The organism is Bacillus sp. MYb209, from assembly GCF_002975175.1.
In the GTDB taxonomy this organism is placed as follows: Bacteria; Bacillota; Bacilli; order Bacillales; family Bacillaceae_G; genus Bacillus_A.
Genome location: NZ_PCNZ01000006.1, coordinates 44,576 through 61,040, shown reverse-complemented (window position 1 = coordinate 61,040; position 16,465 = coordinate 44,576). Strand labels below are relative to the sequence as shown.

Annotated in this window: 15 protein-coding genes and 1 pseudogene; 13 read left to right on the top strand and 3 right to left on the bottom strand. The window is 37.9% G+C overall.

Annotated features, from left to right (window positions below; translation table 11 throughout):
• The first annotated feature begins 212 nt into the window (after positions 1-212).
• The 6 genes from CQZ94_RS13070 (at position 213) to CQZ94_RS13045 (ending at position 6,264) form a co-directional block, all read left to right on the top strand.
• On the top strand, positions 213-1,001 hold the full coding sequence (locus CQZ94_RS13070) for an enoyl-CoA hydratase (RefSeq protein WP_105585733.1): 789 nt from the start codon (positions 213-215) through the stop codon (positions 999-1,001).
• 137 nt (positions 1,002-1,138) lie between these two features.
• Positions 1,139-1,459, top strand: a complete 321-nt coding sequence (locus CQZ94_RS13065) for a hypothetical protein (RefSeq protein WP_016103859.1) — start codon at positions 1,139-1,141, stop codon at positions 1,457-1,459.
• Positions 1,460-1,475: 16 nt separating this feature from the next.
• Positions 1,476-1,802: a nucleoside triphosphate pyrophosphohydrolase gene (locus tag CQZ94_RS13060; protein WP_105585732.1), complete on the top strand. Its 327-nt coding sequence runs from the start codon at positions 1,476-1,478 to the stop codon at positions 1,800-1,802.
• 314 nt (positions 1,803-2,116) lie between these two features.
• Positions 2,117-3,166 carry a M42 family metallopeptidase gene (locus CQZ94_RS13055; protein WP_105585731.1) on the top strand — a complete coding sequence of 350 codons (1,050 nt, stop codon included), beginning with the start codon at positions 2,117-2,119 and terminating at the stop codon, positions 3,164-3,166.
• A 219-nt stretch (positions 3,167-3,385) separates the two neighbouring features.
• Complete coding sequence (locus CQZ94_RS13050) at positions 3,386-4,960, top strand: N-acetylmuramoyl-L-alanine amidase (RefSeq protein WP_105585730.1); 1,575 nt, start codon at positions 3,386-3,388, stop codon at positions 4,958-4,960.
• A 350-nt stretch (positions 4,961-5,310) separates the two neighbouring features.
• Positions 5,311-6,264, top strand: coding sequence for a TRM11 family SAM-dependent methyltransferase (locus CQZ94_RS13045; protein WP_105585729.1), 954 nt, complete (start codon positions 5,311-5,313; stop codon positions 6,262-6,264).
• 219 nt (positions 6,265-6,483) lie between these two features.
• On the opposite strand, the pseudogene CQZ94_RS13040 reads toward CQZ94_RS13045, so the two are convergent.
• Positions 6,484-6,700, bottom strand: a pseudogene (locus tag CQZ94_RS13040) (YflJ family protein).
• Between the two features lie 308 nt (positions 6,701-7,008).
• Between CQZ94_RS13040 and CQZ94_RS13035 the strand changes: the two are divergent.
• The 7 genes from CQZ94_RS13035 to lhgO all read left to right on the top strand — a co-directional run bounded on the left by CQZ94_RS13035 (position 7,009) and on the right by lhgO (position 14,354).
• The gene (locus CQZ94_RS13035; RefSeq protein ID WP_105585728.1) at positions 7,009-8,433 is read left to right on the top strand and encodes an amino acid permease; all 1,425 of its coding nucleotides are present in this window, start codon (positions 7,009-7,011) and stop codon (positions 8,431-8,433) included.
• Positions 8,434-8,450: 17 nt separating this feature from the next.
• Entirely contained in the window at positions 8,451-9,779 is a 1,329-nt protein-coding gene (gene gabT, locus CQZ94_RS13030; RefSeq protein WP_105585727.1) for a 4-aminobutyrate--2-oxoglutarate transaminase, read from the top strand.
• Between the two features lie 19 nt (positions 9,780-9,798).
• Positions 9,799-11,241: an aldehyde dehydrogenase family protein gene (locus CQZ94_RS13025; protein WP_105585726.1), complete on the top strand. Its 1,443-nt coding sequence runs from the start codon at positions 9,799-9,801 to the stop codon at positions 11,239-11,241.
• Between the two features lie 32 nt (positions 11,242-11,273).
• Complete coding sequence (locus CQZ94_RS13020; protein WP_002134650.1) at positions 11,274-11,627, top strand: DUF3870 domain-containing protein; 354 nt, start codon at positions 11,274-11,276, stop codon at positions 11,625-11,627.
• A 90-nt stretch (positions 11,628-11,717) separates the two neighbouring features.
• Positions 11,718-11,846: a hypothetical protein gene (locus CQZ94_RS31730; protein WP_258166020.1), complete on the top strand. Its 129-nt coding sequence runs from the start codon at positions 11,718-11,720 to the stop codon at positions 11,844-11,846.
• Positions 11,847-12,155: 309 nt separating this feature from the next.
• Complete coding sequence (gene glaH, locus CQZ94_RS13015; protein ID WP_105585725.1) at positions 12,156-13,094, top strand: glutarate dioxygenase GlaH; 939 nt, start codon at positions 12,156-12,158, stop codon at positions 13,092-13,094.
• Between the two features lie 57 nt (positions 13,095-13,151).
• Positions 13,152-14,354: an L-2-hydroxyglutarate oxidase gene (gene lhgO, locus CQZ94_RS13010; protein WP_105585724.1), complete on the top strand. Its 1,203-nt coding sequence runs from the start codon at positions 13,152-13,154 to the stop codon at positions 14,352-14,354.
• A gap of 952 nt (positions 14,355-15,306) precedes the next feature.
• Here lhgO and CQZ94_RS13000 read toward each other — a convergent pair.
• Both CQZ94_RS13000 and CQZ94_RS12995 read right to left on the bottom strand, forming a co-directional pair.
• Entirely contained in the window at positions 15,307-15,552 is a 246-nt protein-coding gene (locus tag CQZ94_RS13000; protein WP_105585722.1) for a glycine zipper domain-containing protein, read from the bottom strand.
• A gap of 219 nt (positions 15,553-15,771) precedes the next feature.
• A complete protein-coding gene (locus CQZ94_RS12995; protein WP_105585721.1) occupies positions 15,772-16,266 on the bottom strand; it encodes a DinB family protein in 495 nt (164 codons plus the stop codon).
• Positions 16,267-16,465 lie beyond the last annotated feature (199 nt).

Here is a 16,465-nt window from a genome sequence, read left to right as displayed (position 1 = left end):
AATACACCATTTCATTGTAATGGTAAATAGATGAAAAGCATGGATAAACCGACTTTAATTTCTATATTTTTTAACGAAATTGTATGTTTTATACGGAGATATATACAAATTATGAGGTTATTAGACAGAAAATTAAGAAAAAAGAAGGGTTTTTAATATGCTTTCTATAATTATATAAGTATAATCTTTATGTGAAAAGAGGGGGATATATAATGGAAGTAACAAGTAAAACAGAATCTGTTGTTGTGAAATATGAAGGGCGTGTAGCAACGGTTATGGTCAATCGCCCAGAGGTTTTAAATGCATTAGATGAACCAACGTTAAAAGAGTTATTACAAAAGTTGAAAGAAGTGGCGGAAAGTTCTGTTCACGTTGTTGTGTTATGCGGAAGTGGCCGTGGTTTTTCTGCGGGCGGAGATATTAAATCGATGCTTTCAAGTAATGATGAAAGTAAGTTTGAAGGCATCATGAATACAATTTCTGAAATCGTTGTGACGTTATATACGATGCCAAAGCTTGTTATTAGTGCAATTCATGGGCCAACTGCTGGACTTGGATTAAGTATTGCATTAACAGCTGATTATGTCATGGCAGATATATCATCAGTTATTGCGATGAACTTTATTGGAATCGCTTTAATTCCAGATGGTGGTGGCCATTTCTTCCTTCAAAAGCGCGTCGGTGAAAATATGACGAAGCAAATCATTTGGGAAGGGAAGAAATTATCAGCGACAGAAGCACTAGATATCGGTTTAATTGATGAAGTAATCGGTGAGGATTTCCAAACGGCTGTGAAGCAAAAAATTAATGAATGGTTACAAAAACCAATCAAGGCGATGATTCAAACGAAACAAATTTTATGTGAAGTAAATCGTTCTAATTTAGAACAAACGCTTCAGCTCGAAAAACGTGGTCAATATGCGATGAGACAAACAGCGGATCATAAAGAAGGTATTGCTGCTTTTCTAGAAAAACGTTTACCAGCATTTAAAGGGGAATAAAGTCAAACTTTAATCCGTGGGGTTTTGTTTATCATCCGCGGATTATTAGTTTTACTGCCCGTTAATTCGAGATAAAGTGAAGAAAGTGCTAACACATTTTAGTATAATTGTGTTAGCGCTTTTTTTAGGAGTAATAAATGAAGAAAATTATCGGCGTTATCGTTATTATTTTACTTACATATTATGCTTTGCATAGTACACCATCTCTTGCGGTACGGACTGCATTATTCTTTGAGGGACATCCAACTGTTGCTTTCTCTGGTGAAGTAAAGAAAGAACGGGATGTGAAAAAAGAGGCGATTCCTGATGAGTATCAAACCTTGTACGGCGATAAGAAAGAAGAACCAGAGCATTACTTCTTTCCGGTAGTAAGAGCGCACGGATCAGGAATTGATATGTTAAGTGCTTGTGTGAAAAAAGAGTGGTTTTTCTATAAAGCAGAGCTCGGGTGTTATTAAAAATAGGAGGTAAGTGATGTCAACTTATAACAAGTTAGTAAGAGATCGTGTCCCGGAGAAAATTTTAATGTCTGGAAAAACATATACAGCACAAAAATTAACAGGACAAGCTTACATACAAGCGTTAGCGAAAATTGGTACAGAAGAAATTCGTGAATTTGCTTCGATGAAAGAGCGTGAGCATGCATTAGATTCACTTGCAGATGCCCTTGAAGTTATTATTTCATTAGCACGTGCAGAAGGTGCAACAATTGAAGATGTAGAGCGTCTCCGTAAGCAGAAAGAAGAAGAGCGAGGCGGGTTTACAAGAGGGATTTATTTGATGGACGTTTCGGAAGAGTAGTTTTATCCCGCTATTTGTGGGCATTAAGACCCCCACCTCAAAATTCGGCGAATGCGAGGGAGTTAGGTGGGAGCCCTGCTGCCCGTAAACACCCGATTGGTGAAGGCTAATAATCAGTGGGGGATGGACAAAACCCCCACTGATTAAAGTTTCACTTTATAGAAAAAGCACAGCGTTAATGCTGTGCTTTTTTTGTCATTAAGATTATGGTAAAGTGAATTTTATTGCAATTTAGAAAATTAAACTATATTAGTAGAGGTTTTATAGTAAATTTTGTATACTGAATAGTAGAGAGAATGAGGAGGAAAACGACAATGGTACATCATGCAAAAGAAACGATGGAATTAATTAAAGAGCTTGTCTCTATTCCAAGTCCATCTGGAAACACGGCGAAAATTATTAATTTTATTGAAAACTATGTAAGTGAGTGGAATGTAGAGACGAAGCGTAATAATAAAGGTGCTCTTATTTTAACGGTTAAAGGGAAGAACGATGAGCAGCATCGTTTATTAACTGCACACGTTGATACGTTAGGTGCGATGGTGAAAGAAATTAAGCCTGACGGTCGTCTTCGTCTATCTATGATTGGTGGATTTCGCTGGAACTCTGTAGAAGGGGAATATTGCGAAATTGAAACGTCAAGTGGTAAGAAGTATACAGGTACAATTTTAATGCATCAAACTTCTGTCCATGTGTACAAAGATGCAGGAGAAGCGAAGCGCGATGAGAAAAATATTGAAGTTCGTATTGATGAGCGTGTCTTTTCAGCAGATGAAGTACGTGAGTTAGGAATTGAAGTAGGAGACTTCGTTTCATTTGATCCACGCGTTCAAATTACAGAGAGTGGATACATAAAATCACGTCATTTAGACGATAAAGTAAGTGTAGCAATTCTATTGAAATTAATTAAAAGATTGCAAGATGAAAAGGTAACATTACCATATACAACACATTTCTTAATTTCTAATAATGAAGAAATTGGGTACGGTGGAAACTCAAATATTCCAGAAGAAACGGTAGAATATTTAGCAGTTGATATGGGAGCGTTAGGTGATGGGCAAGCATCTGATGAATATACAGTATCCATCTGTGCGAAAGACTCTAGTGGTCCATACCATTACGCTTTACGTAAACATTTAGTTGAACTGGCGAAAGCGAACGCTATTGAATATAAAGTGGATATTTATCCATATTACGGATCAGATGCATCAGCTGCGATTCACGCTGGATTTGATGTGAAACATGCATTAATTGGAGCTGGTATTGACTCTTCTCATGCATTTGAACGTACGCATGAAAGCTCGATTGCACATACAGAAGCGCTTGTTTATGCATATGTATTATCAAAAATGATAGTAGAATAGTGAGAGGGTGGTTGATTCATAGAATCAACCATTTTTTTGTGCATAAAAAATAATTTAATTGCATTTTATTTTACAATATTAAGAAAGTAGGTTTACTACAGAATTCTAGTATTATAAAATGATAGAGGCGCACTAATTTTTTTTGTTCGCTTTTGCTATAATTTATATATTAAGATTTCGCGTTTTGAACGTTGATTTTCGAGAGGAGTATTATTATTTATGAAGTATCGTGCAGTCGCGGCAGGTATTTTAGCCGCAAGTTTATTATCGTCTCCAGTTAGTAGTTTCGCAGCAGCGAAGAAGTTTTCGGATGTTCCTACATGGGCGCAAGAATCAGTTGATTATTTAGTAGGGAAAAATGCGCTTGATGGAAAACCAGATGGAACATTCGCTCCATTTGAAGCAGTAGACAGAGGGTCAGCTGCAAAGTTATTGGCGACCGTTCTTGGTTTACAAATTGATCCAAAAGCGAAACCATCTTTTAAAGATTCACAAAATCATTGGGCAGCACCATATATTGCTGCAGTAGAAAAAGCAGGTGTAGTTAGTGGAGATGGTACTGGGAATTTCAAGCCATCAAGCCAAATTGACCGTGCATCTATGGCGGCTATGCTTGTACAAGCATATTCATTAGATAAGAAAATTATTGGAGAACTTCCAACACAATTTAAAGATTTGGAAAAGCATTGGGGTAAGGAAAAAGCTAATATTTTAGTAGCTTTAGAAATTTCAATGGGTACAGGAAATGGCTGGAATCCTGATGGTACTGTAAGCCGTGCTGAAGCAGCTCAGTTTATCGCAATGGCAGATAAAAATAAAACAAATACATCGAAAAGAATGTATATGAATAGAAACTTTATTACATATCATCAAGCATCATTATCATCTGGTATTACTGACACTCAACATCAACCACAAATGATTGAAGTGAAAGAGCAAAGAGCGGATGGATGGATGAAGATTGCAACAAGTAAAGGTGACAAGTGGACACCTTTAACAGAGAAAACAGATGTGATTAATGAAGGATTTACTGCATACGAACAAGCTTCACATGGGTCTAAAGTGCTAGGTACATATAATGCACAAAAAGTAACGATTATCGAAGAAAAAGATAGCTGGATTCGTATCCGCATGGGCGCTGGTTTCCAATGGGTTGATAAAAATCAATTAAACCCAGTGAAACAAGGTAATTTCTTAGAAGGTAAAGCGATTATTATTGATCCAGGTCATGGTGGGGTTGATCCTGGACATGGTGGTGTAAACATGGATGAAAGTGCTATTGTACTAGATACATCTTTACGCGTGCAAAAATTATTTGAACAAAAGACTCCATTCACTGTTTTATTAACACGTAACAATGATACAAGACCGGGAAATACTGCTAGTGATTCTTTAAAGAAACGTGTAGAATTTGCGCAAGAAAATAACGGTGATATTTTCGTAAGTATCCATGCAAATGGCTACAATAACCAAGTAGAAGGAACGGAAACATACTACTATAGATCAGCACCAAATCCAAACTCAGAAGAAAGCCGTGTACTAGCAGAAAAAGTACAAAAACGTCTAGTGAACGCACTTCAATCAAATGATAGAGGTGTAAAAACAGATGACTTCTATGTAGTTAAATATAATACAATGCCTGCTATTTTAACTGAATTAGGTTTCATCGATGCGAAAGGCGAAGGTGAAAAACTATCTTCAGAAAAATGGAGACAACGCGCAGCAGAAGCAATTTATGCTGGCATTCTAGATTACTATGAATGGCAAGGTAAAGACGTATCTTCTTACCGTTAATAATAGAGATAACTTTAGAATGTAAATATGAAAGAGATTGCCGAGAGGCAGTCTCTTTTAATTTATCAGTTCCTGACAGAAGACTCCCACCTCAAGGAATGGATAGGACATGGTTCGATGAGTAGGTGAGAGATGAATGGCGGTTAGGCAGAATCCTAAAGGTTCTTCTTGTTAAAGATTTGCTACGAGGTAACAGAATAAGTTTGTCTAGAAGGTAAATGGGGTAGTTCAATAAATGAATTATAAAGGTTTCTCTTTATTTCGGGCATGTGATATCATTTAATTTTATATAAATAGTATTCGAGTAATTGTAATCATAACAATTTAAAATGATAAAGGATGATCATAGATTGAATAATCATAGTAAAACACCTGCATGTATATATACGTATGCGTTTCGCGAAGAGGAGCGTGCTTTATGTTACTTGGAAATGCGCTCGTTCTTTGGGATGGAGTCTCACGTTAATATTTTGAAAAGTGAAGTCAAGATTGCTCCGAGTAGAAGTCCGTTTATTAAAGAGCGCGTTGAGGTTATGTATGAAGGGGACGACTTAGAAAGCATTTTGGAACAAGTGGAACAAATTGATTTAGCGGGAGCGACATTCAAAGTTATCTTCGTTAAAATCAATGATCTTAGTAAAGAAAATAAGATTGAATATGGGGAAAGACGCCTTATTGAACGAGACCTAGGCATGCATATTGAAGGAGAAGCAGACGTGCGTAATCCAGAGCGTGTATTCGGGATTGTTCCTCTTGGAGGACGCTGGTACTTCGGACACTATGTAGAAAGTGATCCGGTTTGGTATCATCACATAAAAAAACCGCATAGCTATTCGACATCACTGAGCACACGTGTTGCTAGAGCTGTCGCAAATATTGCTGTGCCAAACCCAGATGGAGTGCGAGCAATTGACCCGTGCTGCGGCATTGGAACAGTAGTAGTAGAAGCACTTTCTATGGGGATTAACATCGTTGGTAGAGATATAAATCCACTTGTGGTTCTTGGAACGAGAAAAAACATCGCACATTTCGGGTTTGAAGGAACAGTAACAAAAGGCCCAATTGAAGAAATTACTGAGAACTACGATGTCGCAATTATCGATATGCCGTACGACCTATTTACGCACGCAACACCAGAAGATCAACTCTCGATTCTTTCAAGTGCGCGCCGTATCGCAAAAAAAGTAGTCGTTGTCACGATGGAAACAATGGACGACATGATTCATGAAGCGGGATTTGAAATTACAGACCGCTGTATCACAAGAAAAGGATCATTTTCTAGACAAATTCTTGTTTGTGAATAAGAAAGAAAGGTCACCCGTTTGGGTGACCTTTTTTGATTTGTGGTTTGCATCACTATGTGTACAATTTTATGGTGTGGAATGGATTGGTAGATTCAGCTTTGACTATTCATTTAGTTGGTTGAATAGGGGGCTGGTTTGTTGTGATTTGTCGGTAAGGCGATATATTTGAAAAATCGTTGATATATTAAGAGAATCGGTCAATATCATTTTGTTAGTGAATTACTTTTCTTTGATTTTCTCTTGATGCTCGGTTAGTAAATTGCGCAAGACGTGTCCGCGGTAGCTTTCTAGCTTCCGTCCTTCCAAATAACGAACACCTAATTTTTTTAATTCAGCTACGTACCAGCCCTTTGTTCCGTAATACATGAGACCACTTCCTTTTTTTCTTTTGAACAGTATATGTGCCGGGGCGGGAGAATTTTCTTTTTTTATTCATGAAATTTGCGAAAGTGAACATTGAATATTCAGTCTACTTGTATTATGATTAACTTATTATCGGATGACAGTGATTAGCCTCTCTGTAAGCCCGAATGCCTTTTTGAAAATGAATAGAGGAACAACACTTCTTTCCACTTGAACTTCCTTAGCAGGAGGACGAGCCATAAGGATAGGGGCAGTAAAATTCAATGCAGTTGTATGCGTTGTTTTTCTGGCTCTTTTTATTTTTTCTTGAGAAGTAGGAGGGGATTTTTAGAAAGCGTTATCAATGGAGTATGGTGCACGTCCACGCTAATGGAGGGGCTGGTGAATTGTTTGGCTAAAGAGAAAAAGGAGTTACAGAAGGATTTAAAAACTCGGCATATAACAATGATTTCGATTGGCGGGGTTATCGGGGGCGGTTTGTTTGTAGGAAGTGGAACGATTATTCAATCGACGGGTCCAGCAGCGATTTTGTCCTATATTATCGGCGCTTTAATGGTTGTGCTCGTGATGCGGATGTTAGGAGAGATGGCAGCAGAAAATCCTGATAGCGGTTCTTTCGCAACGTATGCGAACAAAGCAATTGGGCCGTGGGCAGGGTATACGATTGGTTGGTTATATTGGTTTAACTGGGTCATTATTATCGCAATCGAAGCGGTGCTTTTAGGCGTGATGATTAACAATTGGTTCCCTTCGGTTCCAGCATGGCTGGCGAGTTTATGTATGGTCCTTTTAATGACGATGACGAATGTATATTCAGTAAAATTGTACGGTGAGTTTGAATATTGGTTAGCATTTATTAAAGTTATTGCGATTGTTGCATTTTTAATTTTAGGAATTTCTATGTTTTTTGGACTTGTTCCAGGAGTGGAGAGACCGAGTCTTGCTATTATTACGGAACACGGTGGGTTCTTCCCGAATGGAATTGTCCCTGTCTTACTGAGCGTTGTGTTTATTTCTTTCTCTTTATCGGGAAGCGAAGTAGCCGCTATTGCAGCCGGGGAATCGGAAAATCCAGAGAAGAATGTTATAAGAGCTATTAATAGTGTAGTATGGCGACTTATGCTTTTCTTCGTAGGGTCGGTAACAATTTTAGTTATGTTTATTCCGTGGACGGATAAGGAGTTATTAAAGCTTCCGTATGCAAGTTTATTTAATATGGCAGGAGTACCTGCAGCTGCAGAAATTATGAATGGTGTTGTATTTCTATCACTACTTTCCGTTATGAATTCAGGTATATATACGAGTTCGCGTATGTTATTTTCACTTGCTAAAAAAGGCGATGCTCCGGCTAGTTTCTCACGGTTAAATAGTAGAGGAACACCGGTTGTAGCGATATATGCAAGTATCGTATTTGCATTTATTTGCGCGATGTTGAAATTTATATCTCCTGATAAACTGTTTGCGTTTTTAGCGAATAGTTCAGGCGGGGTAACGATGCTGATGTATATGTTCGTTGCCGTTTCACATGTCAGGTTAAGACGAGAAAGGGAAAGAGAAGGGGCTGGAAAGCTGAAAGTGAAAATGTGGTTATTCCCTTATCTCACATATGCAACGCTTTTAATGATTATCACGATATTTGTTTCACAAGCATTTATAGCCGATATGCGTATGCAGTTTTACATGACATTACTAGCTACGGCCCTAGTAATAATAAGTTATTTTCTAAGAGTTAGAAAGTTCGATAAGCAAAAGTTGAATGGTTTTACGATTATAAAAGATTCGGAAGTTAGCATAGAGAAAGAATAAGAAAAGGGGTATGTTCCATGTTGAAAGAGAAGAAAGATATTACAACTACAAAATCTAGCATATTACATGAAAGAAGAAAAAATGCGGTGCCAGAAGGGCCTTACAATATTACAGAGTTGTATGTGCAATCAGCAAAGGGCGCGATTATTACAGATGTGGATGGCAATGAGTTAATCGACTTTGCGGGCGGAATTGGTATGCAAAACGTCGGGCATTGTCATCCGAAAGTAGTAAAGGCGATTCAAGATCAAGTGGAATCTTCTATTCATAGTTGTTTTCACGTAGCGCCGTATGAAAGTTATATTGCATTAGCTGAAAGACTGAATGAGTTAACACCAGGAGATTTTAAGAAAAAAACGATGTTTGCGAATAGCGGTGCTGAAGCAGTAGAAAATGCGGTGAAGATTGCTAGAAAAGCAACGGGAAGAAGCGCGATTGTTTCGTTTGAGCGTGCATATCACGGGCGTACACTTTTGACGATGTCACTGACAAGTAAAGTGAAACCGTACAAGCATGGATTTGGACCGTTTGCATCAGAAGTATACAAATTACCATATCCGTACTATTACCGTGCTGATGAAGGACTAACGCAAGAAGAGGTAGACTCGCAGATTTTAGCGTATTTCGAACGCTTTATGTTAGAGGGAGTAGCAAGTGATAATATCGCTGCAATTATTTTGGAGCCACTTCAAGGAGAAGGCGGATTTATCGTTCCGACGACTACGTTCATGCGAGGTGTCCGAAATATTTGTGATAAGTATGGAATCATTATGATTGCGGATGAAATTCAAACTGGTTTTGCTCGTACAGGAAGCTTATTTGCAATGGATCATTTCGGCGTAGCTCCTGATTTAATGACATTTTCAAAATCTATCGCTGCTGGAATGCCGCTTAGCGCAATAACAGGAAGAGCGGATTTGATGGATGCACCCGGGCCAGGTCAATTAGGCGGTACTTTTTCAGGAAGCCCGGCTGCTTGCGTGGCTGCATTAGCTGGTTTAGATGTAATCGAAGAAGAGAATTTAGTAAATCGTGCTGTAGAAATTGGTGCACGCATGATGGAAGTGTTTAATAGCTGGAAAGATAAATATGAACTAATTGGCGATGTTAGAGGCCTTGGCGCTATGACTGCAATTGAGCTTGTGAAGGATAAAGAGACGAAAGAGCCAGCAGCGGAAGAGGTTAAAGCGATTATGAAGGAAACGCATAGTAAAGGGGTCATTACGATAAGCGCTGGTATTTATAGTAATGTACTTCGCTTCTTGCCGCCTCTCGTTATAACAGATGAACAGCTTGAAGAAGGGCTTACTATTTTAGAAGCTGCTATTGCTAAACTATCAAAATAAAAATGGTGGGGGCAGGGGAATGAGGTTTTTCAATTATATAAACGGTGAGTGGAGAGAACCTTCTACGAATGCATACGTTAAAAATTATAATCCGCATAACGGGGAAGTGCTAGGTGAATTCCCGTTTAGTTCAGTAGAAGATACACGAGTAGCAATTGCATCAGCGAAAGAAGCTTTTCATAAATGGCAAAAGTTATCGTTTCAAGAAAGAGCAAGCTATTTATGGAGAGCGGCAGCTATTTTAAAAGAAAAGGTAAATGAAATTGGTCTAGATGTAACAAGCGAAGAAGGAAAGACGATTGCGGAAGGAATAGGAGAGACGAAGCGAGCGATTAGCATTCTTGAATATTATGCCGGGGAAGCAAATCAGCCGATCGGAGAGCTCATCCCGTCTGCTAATGAAAGTACAATGCTTTACAGTAAACGTGTAGCAGTAGGACCAGTTGGATTAATTACGCCATGGAACTTTCCAATTGCGATTCCAGCGTGGAAAATGGCGCCGGCACTGATTTACGGAAATACGATTGTCATTAAGCCGGCTGAAGTTACGCCAAAATCTGTGTACCATCTTGTAAATGCTTTTCATGAGGCTGGCATTCCAGCAGGTGTTATAAATTGTGTGTTCGGCAAAGGCTCTGAAGTTGGAGCTGAATTAACGGGAAATCCGGATATAAAAGCGGTATCCTTTACTGGTTCTAATCACGTTGGAAATATTATTCAGAAAGCAGCGATTGAAACTAGGAAAAAAGTCCAATTAGAAATGGGCGGAAAAAATCCGTTAGTTGTATTAAAAGATGCCGATATTGAAAAGGCGGTAAATATTGCGATAAAAGGTGCGTTTATGTCAACAGGGCAAAAATGTACCGCAACAAGTAGAGTAATAGTCGAAGAGGACATTTATGAAGCGTTCAAGGGTCGACTGTTGCAACGTACGGAAGCTCTTACAGTTGGGAACCCGCTAGAACCGGATACATTTATGGGGCCATGTGTTTCCAAGGGTCAGCAGCAATCTATTTTATCAATGATTGAAGTAGGAAAAGGAGAGGCTTCTTTACTTTATGGAGGCAGCGTGCCGGACGAAGCTGAACTGCAGCGAGGGTGCTATGTTTTACCGACCATTTTTGAAAATGTCGATAAAGATGCACGGATTGCAAAAGAAGAGATTTTCGGCCCAGTTATATGTTTATTTAAAGTGAATAGTTATGAAGAAGCAGTTTCTTTAGCGAACGATACAGAATACGGACTAAGTGCATCGATTTGTACGAATAATTTAAGTTTATCGCAAAGGTTTATTGATGATATGGAAGTAGGAATGGTTCATGTGAATTCAGAAACTGCCGGAGCAGAACCACAAGTTCCGTTTGGCGGAATGAAAAACTCTAGTGCTGGACCACGTGAACAAGGAAAAGCGGCGAAAGAATTTTACACGAGAATAAAGACAGTATACGTAGATCAAGTATAAGCGACAAAAAACATAGTAACGGAGGATGAAATATGCGTAAAGGGACTTTTTTTATGGCAGGACACTCGAGACTTCCGAAAGGAATGGCTGTGCGTAGTATGTACGAGACACTAACAATTACAATTGAGGCAGATCATAAATATCATGTCATTATTGAAGCGTCATGTACGCTTGCGACAGAGCATGGTAGGGACTTCGTCGCTCAAATGTTGAGAGGACATAGTTTGCAAGATGGTATTGAAGAAATCGTTCAAGATATTATGGACCATTATCAAGGAAAAGCGCAAAATGCTATCGTCAGTGCGGTAAAAGATTTACATCGCCAATACGTAAGTTATTTAAATGATGAACAGCCCAGGGGAGAGTACGAGGAAACAACACCATAAAAACTGTCTAGTTTACAACCATAAACGAGAGCCAGTTGTATTTCTTTTAAAGAGATACGACTGGCTTATTTTATTGAGGAGGCAAGAACTATGAAAAAGTTAAATGAAGTTCAAGCTGTAAAACAAGAGACGAAAAAAAGAGGATGTGCGGAAAGTAAGAGGATTTGTAAAATGTGTAAAGTATGTCGAGAAAATAATAAAAAACGAATTGACAGTTAGAATATTATGAATTATTATTTAATTAATAAGATCCATACGAGAAATTAGCCTTCTCTATATTCGATCTTGCTTTCCTATTTTACAAATATTTTCATACAAACTGTCTATTATTATTGTACTTTAAGAGATTAAAGAACACTCGTAATTATGAGCCAGTTGTACGTTTCTACGATTTTATGTCGTGGATGCGTATGACTGGCTTTTTCGATGTTAGGGCAGTAAGACCGAATCTCAGCATAAGAAGATAAGGATAACTGTCTGTAAAAAGCGTCAATAAGTTCTTCATATTTAAATTAGGGAGGAATTGAAATGTCGATTATTACAGAACAAAGTACGAAGATGAAATTTGCAAAGAAATATGAGGGATATGAGATTGTTCCTCATCCAGAGCATAAGCGTTTATACCATATTGTGTTAAATCAGCAATTGCTTAAGCAGTTTTTTGAAGAGGTAAAAGAGCATTCAGAGCAATCATTACAATACATTCCATATTCTCGATTTAATCTTGCTGATGGAATGAGAAAGATTTTTGGGCAATCATTTATGGATAACATTCGCGGCATTGTTCATGACCGTGAAACAGGCGGATTTACAATTGGGGTACAAGGTGAAACGTCAGATCCAGCAGACTACGTGAAATTTGCAACAGCATTAACACATTTAATCGGGGAGCCAAACTTTGATGCAATGACAGGAACGTACTATGCTAGATTTAATGTGAAAGATACGGATAGTAGTGATTCTTACCTTCGTCAAGCGTACCGATTGTTTACACTTCATACAGACGGTACATTCGTTGATGAACCGACAGATTGGCTTCTTATGATGAAAATTGAAGAACAAAATGCAGTAGGGGGAGAATCCCGTTTACTACATTTAGACGATTGGGAAGATCTTCAGAAGTTTAGAGCTCATTCGCTCGCATCTGTTAAGGTTACGTATAAAGCACCACCAAGTAAAAATGCGCAAGAAATCGTCTATCGTGAAACATTTTTTGATGTAAATAACGCACCATGTATTTGTTTTATTGATCAGTTCGCTTATCCAGATAATATTGAACAAGCAAACTATCTGAAAGACTTATCATATTCTGTTGAAAACTCACCAGCAACACATGCATTAAAATTACCAATTGGTGACTTAGTTCTTTTAAACAACTTATTTTGGATGCACGGAAGAGCTGCGTTTGAGAAAAATAAAGATTTATATAGAGAACTAATGCGTCAGCGCGGTTGTTTTTCTAAATAATATGTACGGCGGGTCTTAAAAAAGGCCTGCCTTTCATCATATTAAGGGGGAAGTAGGATGTATGACTTTATAATTATTGGCGGAGGAATTGTTGGCCTTTCAACTGGGATGGCTTTAACGAAAAAATTCCCTCGTGCGAAAATCGCGATCATTGAAAAAGAAAAGGAACTTGCACATCATCAAACTGGACATAATAGCGGAGTAATTCATTCTGGAATTTACTATAAACCAGGGAGTTATAAAGCGAAGTTTGCCAAAGAAGGAAACGCAGCTATGGTTCAATTTTGTAAAGAAAATGACATCGCTTATGACATGTGTGGAAAAGTAATTGTCGCTACAGAAAAGGACGAACTTCCTCTTTTACATAACTTATATGAAAGAGGCTTACAAAACGATTTACATATTTCAAAAATAGATAAGGAAGAATTAGCTGAAATTGAACCTCATGTAAAGGGACTTGGGGCAATCCGTGTTCCTTCTTGCGGGATTGCTGATTATAGAGGAGTAAGTTATGCGTTTGCTCGCTTAATTCAAGAAAGCGGGGGAGAAGTACATTTAGGAACAGCGGCGGAGCGTATTACTGAGAAGAAAGACGCTGTAACAATTGAGACAAATCAAGGTGTATTTAAAACGAAATTTCTTATTAACTGCGCTGGATTACATAGCGACCGTATTGCGAAAAAGACAGGAATATTAACGGATATGAAAATCGTTCCGTTCCGCGGTGAATATTATGAACTTGTCCCAGAAAAACGCCATCTTGTAAAACATTTAATCTATCCAGTTCCAAATCCAGAATTTCCGTTTTTAGGTGTTCATTTTACAAGAATGATAAACGGAGACGTACATGCAGGACCAAATGCCGTATTAAGCTTCAAACGCGAAGGCTATACGAAAACAGACTTCAACATAAAAGACTTCATGGAAACAATGACATACACAGGATTTTGGAAAATGGCGATGCCAAATATGAAAGAAGGCATAAAAGAAATGGTGCGCTCATTTAGTAAACAATCATTCTTAAAAAGCTTGCAGCGCCTAATACCAGAACTTACAGAAAAAGATATCGTGCCAACCCATGCAGGTGTAAGGGCACAAGCCATTTTATCGAACGGAAATATGGTTGATGACTTCTGCATTATCCCTGGCATCAATTCTCTGCATATTTGCAACGCACCATCTCCAGCCGCAACAGCAAGTATAAAGATTGGTGAGGAGATTGCTAAGCAAGTGCCGGATGTGGTGGCGGTTAGGATTTGATGGGTCCCTCGAGTTTTTGGGGGATTTTTTTTGTTGGGTCCTTTTGGGCATCGGCCGGGGCCGGGTGCGGGAGTGGTTGGCGAATATGGGGTGTGAAAACGAGGAAATTGTAGATAAGTTGTGTCGAATCGCCGATATATTCGGAGTTGCGGTCGATATAATTGAATAATCGTTGATATATTTTTGTAGAGTGTGGGGTTGGTTGTAGGTTGGAAATGCGTATGTTTCTACCATTAATGTTCGTTAATACCTAAATAATAATTACCATTTTTAAAAATAAAATTCAATTTAATAATTCCTTTACACAATTTCGGTGTAGCTTTTGAATAAAGTTTGTGTGAATTTGAAATAAAGTTACGATGTTTATAAAAAAGACGCGAAGTTTTGAAGAAAGTTGTGACGTTTCTAAAAAAGATGCGATGCTTTATTCCTGCAATCCAAAAATTCCAAGTAAGTTTGTTTAAACTTTTTTATAAAATGAAAAATTAAATCTGTTTGATAGAAATCCATTTTGATTATTCTTTTTTCAAAATGGATTATCTTTAATTACCACAAAATAAGGGCTTGGTAAGTACTTTTGAACAAACTTTGTTTTAAAGCAACAGTTTGATTAAATTAACTTAATAAACCTTGATAAAAGAACAAATAGAAAAAGCGTGCTTTGAAAAAAGTTTGATCAAAACACGCTTTTTCTATATTCAATTGAATCATCCTTTTATAAAAAAGTTTGATAATTTTTGTGATCCTTGCTCAATTAAAGCGCCCGATTGCGGAAGATCAAGAAAATGATTATGATTGCTGCTTATAGCTTGTTGAACTAACACACCCGTTACTTTAAGTGAATTGATTCACAATCTTACTGGGAATTTACCTAAAAAAGCTGAATTAACTTAATAAAAAAAGGACTCCCTTTTTGGGAATCCAATTCATTCAGTGTCACTTTGGTTAAAGTCTAATCTTCTCGGTTCGCAACACTGTCATTAGCCTCATCGGCACCTTCGCCTACTTTGTTACCCATCGCTCCTCCTGCAACAGCTCCTGCAACGGTACCAAGTGGACCAAGAACAGAACCCAAAGCAGCTCCAGCGACAGCACCGACACCAGTTCCTACCGCTTCGCCAGCATCATTATCGACACCAGTTCCTACCGCTTCGCCAGCATCATTATCGACACGGTTACGTTCGTTTTTATCAGCCATTCATCTCACCCCTTATTTAGAATAGGCAAGTGCTTTCCAGCACAATACCTTACATATTTTTCCCTATAAGGACAGATTTATGCGAAGTTTAAATCTGTTCTTAAAACTTTGCAATTTTCACTATCCTTCACGTTGTACAATAAGAAAAGCTGCCATAATGACAGCTAGATCTTAAACTATTGCAACCTTTAGTTCAAGTAGTACTAGTGCAACTTTTATTTATTCATCTACTCCTGCATCTATTTTCCAGCTATTTTGCAACTTCCGGATATAAATGATCTGGCCAATATGATATGCGTTATGAGTTGACACATTTCCAAGTATTGCCCACCATTTCACGTGTCCAGGATAACCATTAACTTCTCTCTCAACTTTTTCTTCAGATAATAACTCTTGCCAACGTAAAAGCACCTCTAATAGTTGTTTTTTTAAGGCAGCAAAAGTATGATTTTCAGGAATAATAAAGCTGTTATTATTATTTCCTATTGAAGGCACAGCATCAACGTGAGATTTTTGGTACCTTGTTTGCCATGTTTGATTCCAATATAGTAGATGCTGCACAATTTCAGCAATACTATTACTTTCTTCGTTTGGCGTCCAAAATGCATGTTCCTCAGACAATCTTTCTACTGAATCTGAAAATGGTAGGTACCAACTTGGGTCATTAGCATTTGCCAACAACTGATCCGATAAAACATCTTTTGCATGAGCCATAACCAACACTCCTAATTGTAGCTTTATAATAAAGTTTGATCAAAAATACCGCGCAAACCCATATTTTACGTTAAATTAATAGAACCCGTTTTGAAAAAAGATTGATCAAAACGGATTCATTTTTTAAAGAATCCAGTTGCAACAATATATTATGTCTTCTAGTTTGAATATCCTCTTTTTAACTTTAGTAATGAAAATA

Excerpts from the sequence above, each read along its gene's own strand:
- CQZ94_RS13070 (WP_105585733.1), top strand. The coding sequence starts at position 213 with ATGGAAGTAACAAGTAAAACAGAATCTGTTGTTGTGAAATATGAAGGG.
- CQZ94_RS13065 (WP_016103859.1), top strand. The coding sequence starts at position 1,139 with ATGAAGAAAATTATCGGCGTTATCGTTATTATTTTACTTACATATTAT.
- CQZ94_RS13060 (WP_105585732.1), top strand. The coding sequence starts at position 1,476 with ATGTCAACTTATAACAAGTTAGTAAGAGATCGTGTCCCGGAGAAAATT.
- CQZ94_RS13055 (WP_105585731.1), top strand. The coding sequence starts at position 2,117 with ATGGTACATCATGCAAAAGAAACGATGGAATTAATTAAAGAGCTTGTC.
- CQZ94_RS13050 (WP_105585730.1), top strand. The coding sequence starts at position 3,386 with ATGAAGTATCGTGCAGTCGCGGCAGGTATTTTAGCCGCAAGTTTATTA.
- gabT (WP_105585727.1), top strand. The coding sequence starts at position 8,451 with ATGTTGAAAGAGAAGAAAGATATTACAACTACAAAATCTAGCATATTA.
- CQZ94_RS13025 (WP_105585726.1), top strand. The coding sequence starts at position 9,799 with ATGAGGTTTTTCAATTATATAAACGGTGAGTGGAGAGAACCTTCTACG.
- CQZ94_RS13020 (WP_002134650.1), top strand. The coding sequence starts at position 11,274 with ATGCGTAAAGGGACTTTTTTTATGGCAGGACACTCGAGACTTCCGAAA.
- CQZ94_RS31730 (WP_258166020.1), top strand. The coding sequence starts at position 11,718 with ATGAAAAAGTTAAATGAAGTTCAAGCTGTAAAACAAGAGACGAAAAAA.
- glaH (WP_105585725.1), top strand. The coding sequence starts at position 12,156 with ATGTCGATTATTACAGAACAAAGTACGAAGATGAAATTTGCAAAGAAA.
- lhgO (WP_105585724.1), top strand. The coding sequence starts at position 13,152 with ATGTATGACTTTATAATTATTGGCGGAGGAATTGTTGGCCTTTCAACT.
- CQZ94_RS13000 (WP_105585722.1), bottom strand. The coding sequence starts at position 15,552 with ATGGCTGATAAAAACGAACGTAACCGTGTCGATAATGATGCTGGCGAA.
- CQZ94_RS12995 (WP_105585721.1), bottom strand. The coding sequence starts at position 16,266 with ATGGCTCATGCAAAAGATGTTTTATCGGATCAGTTGTTGGCAAATGCT.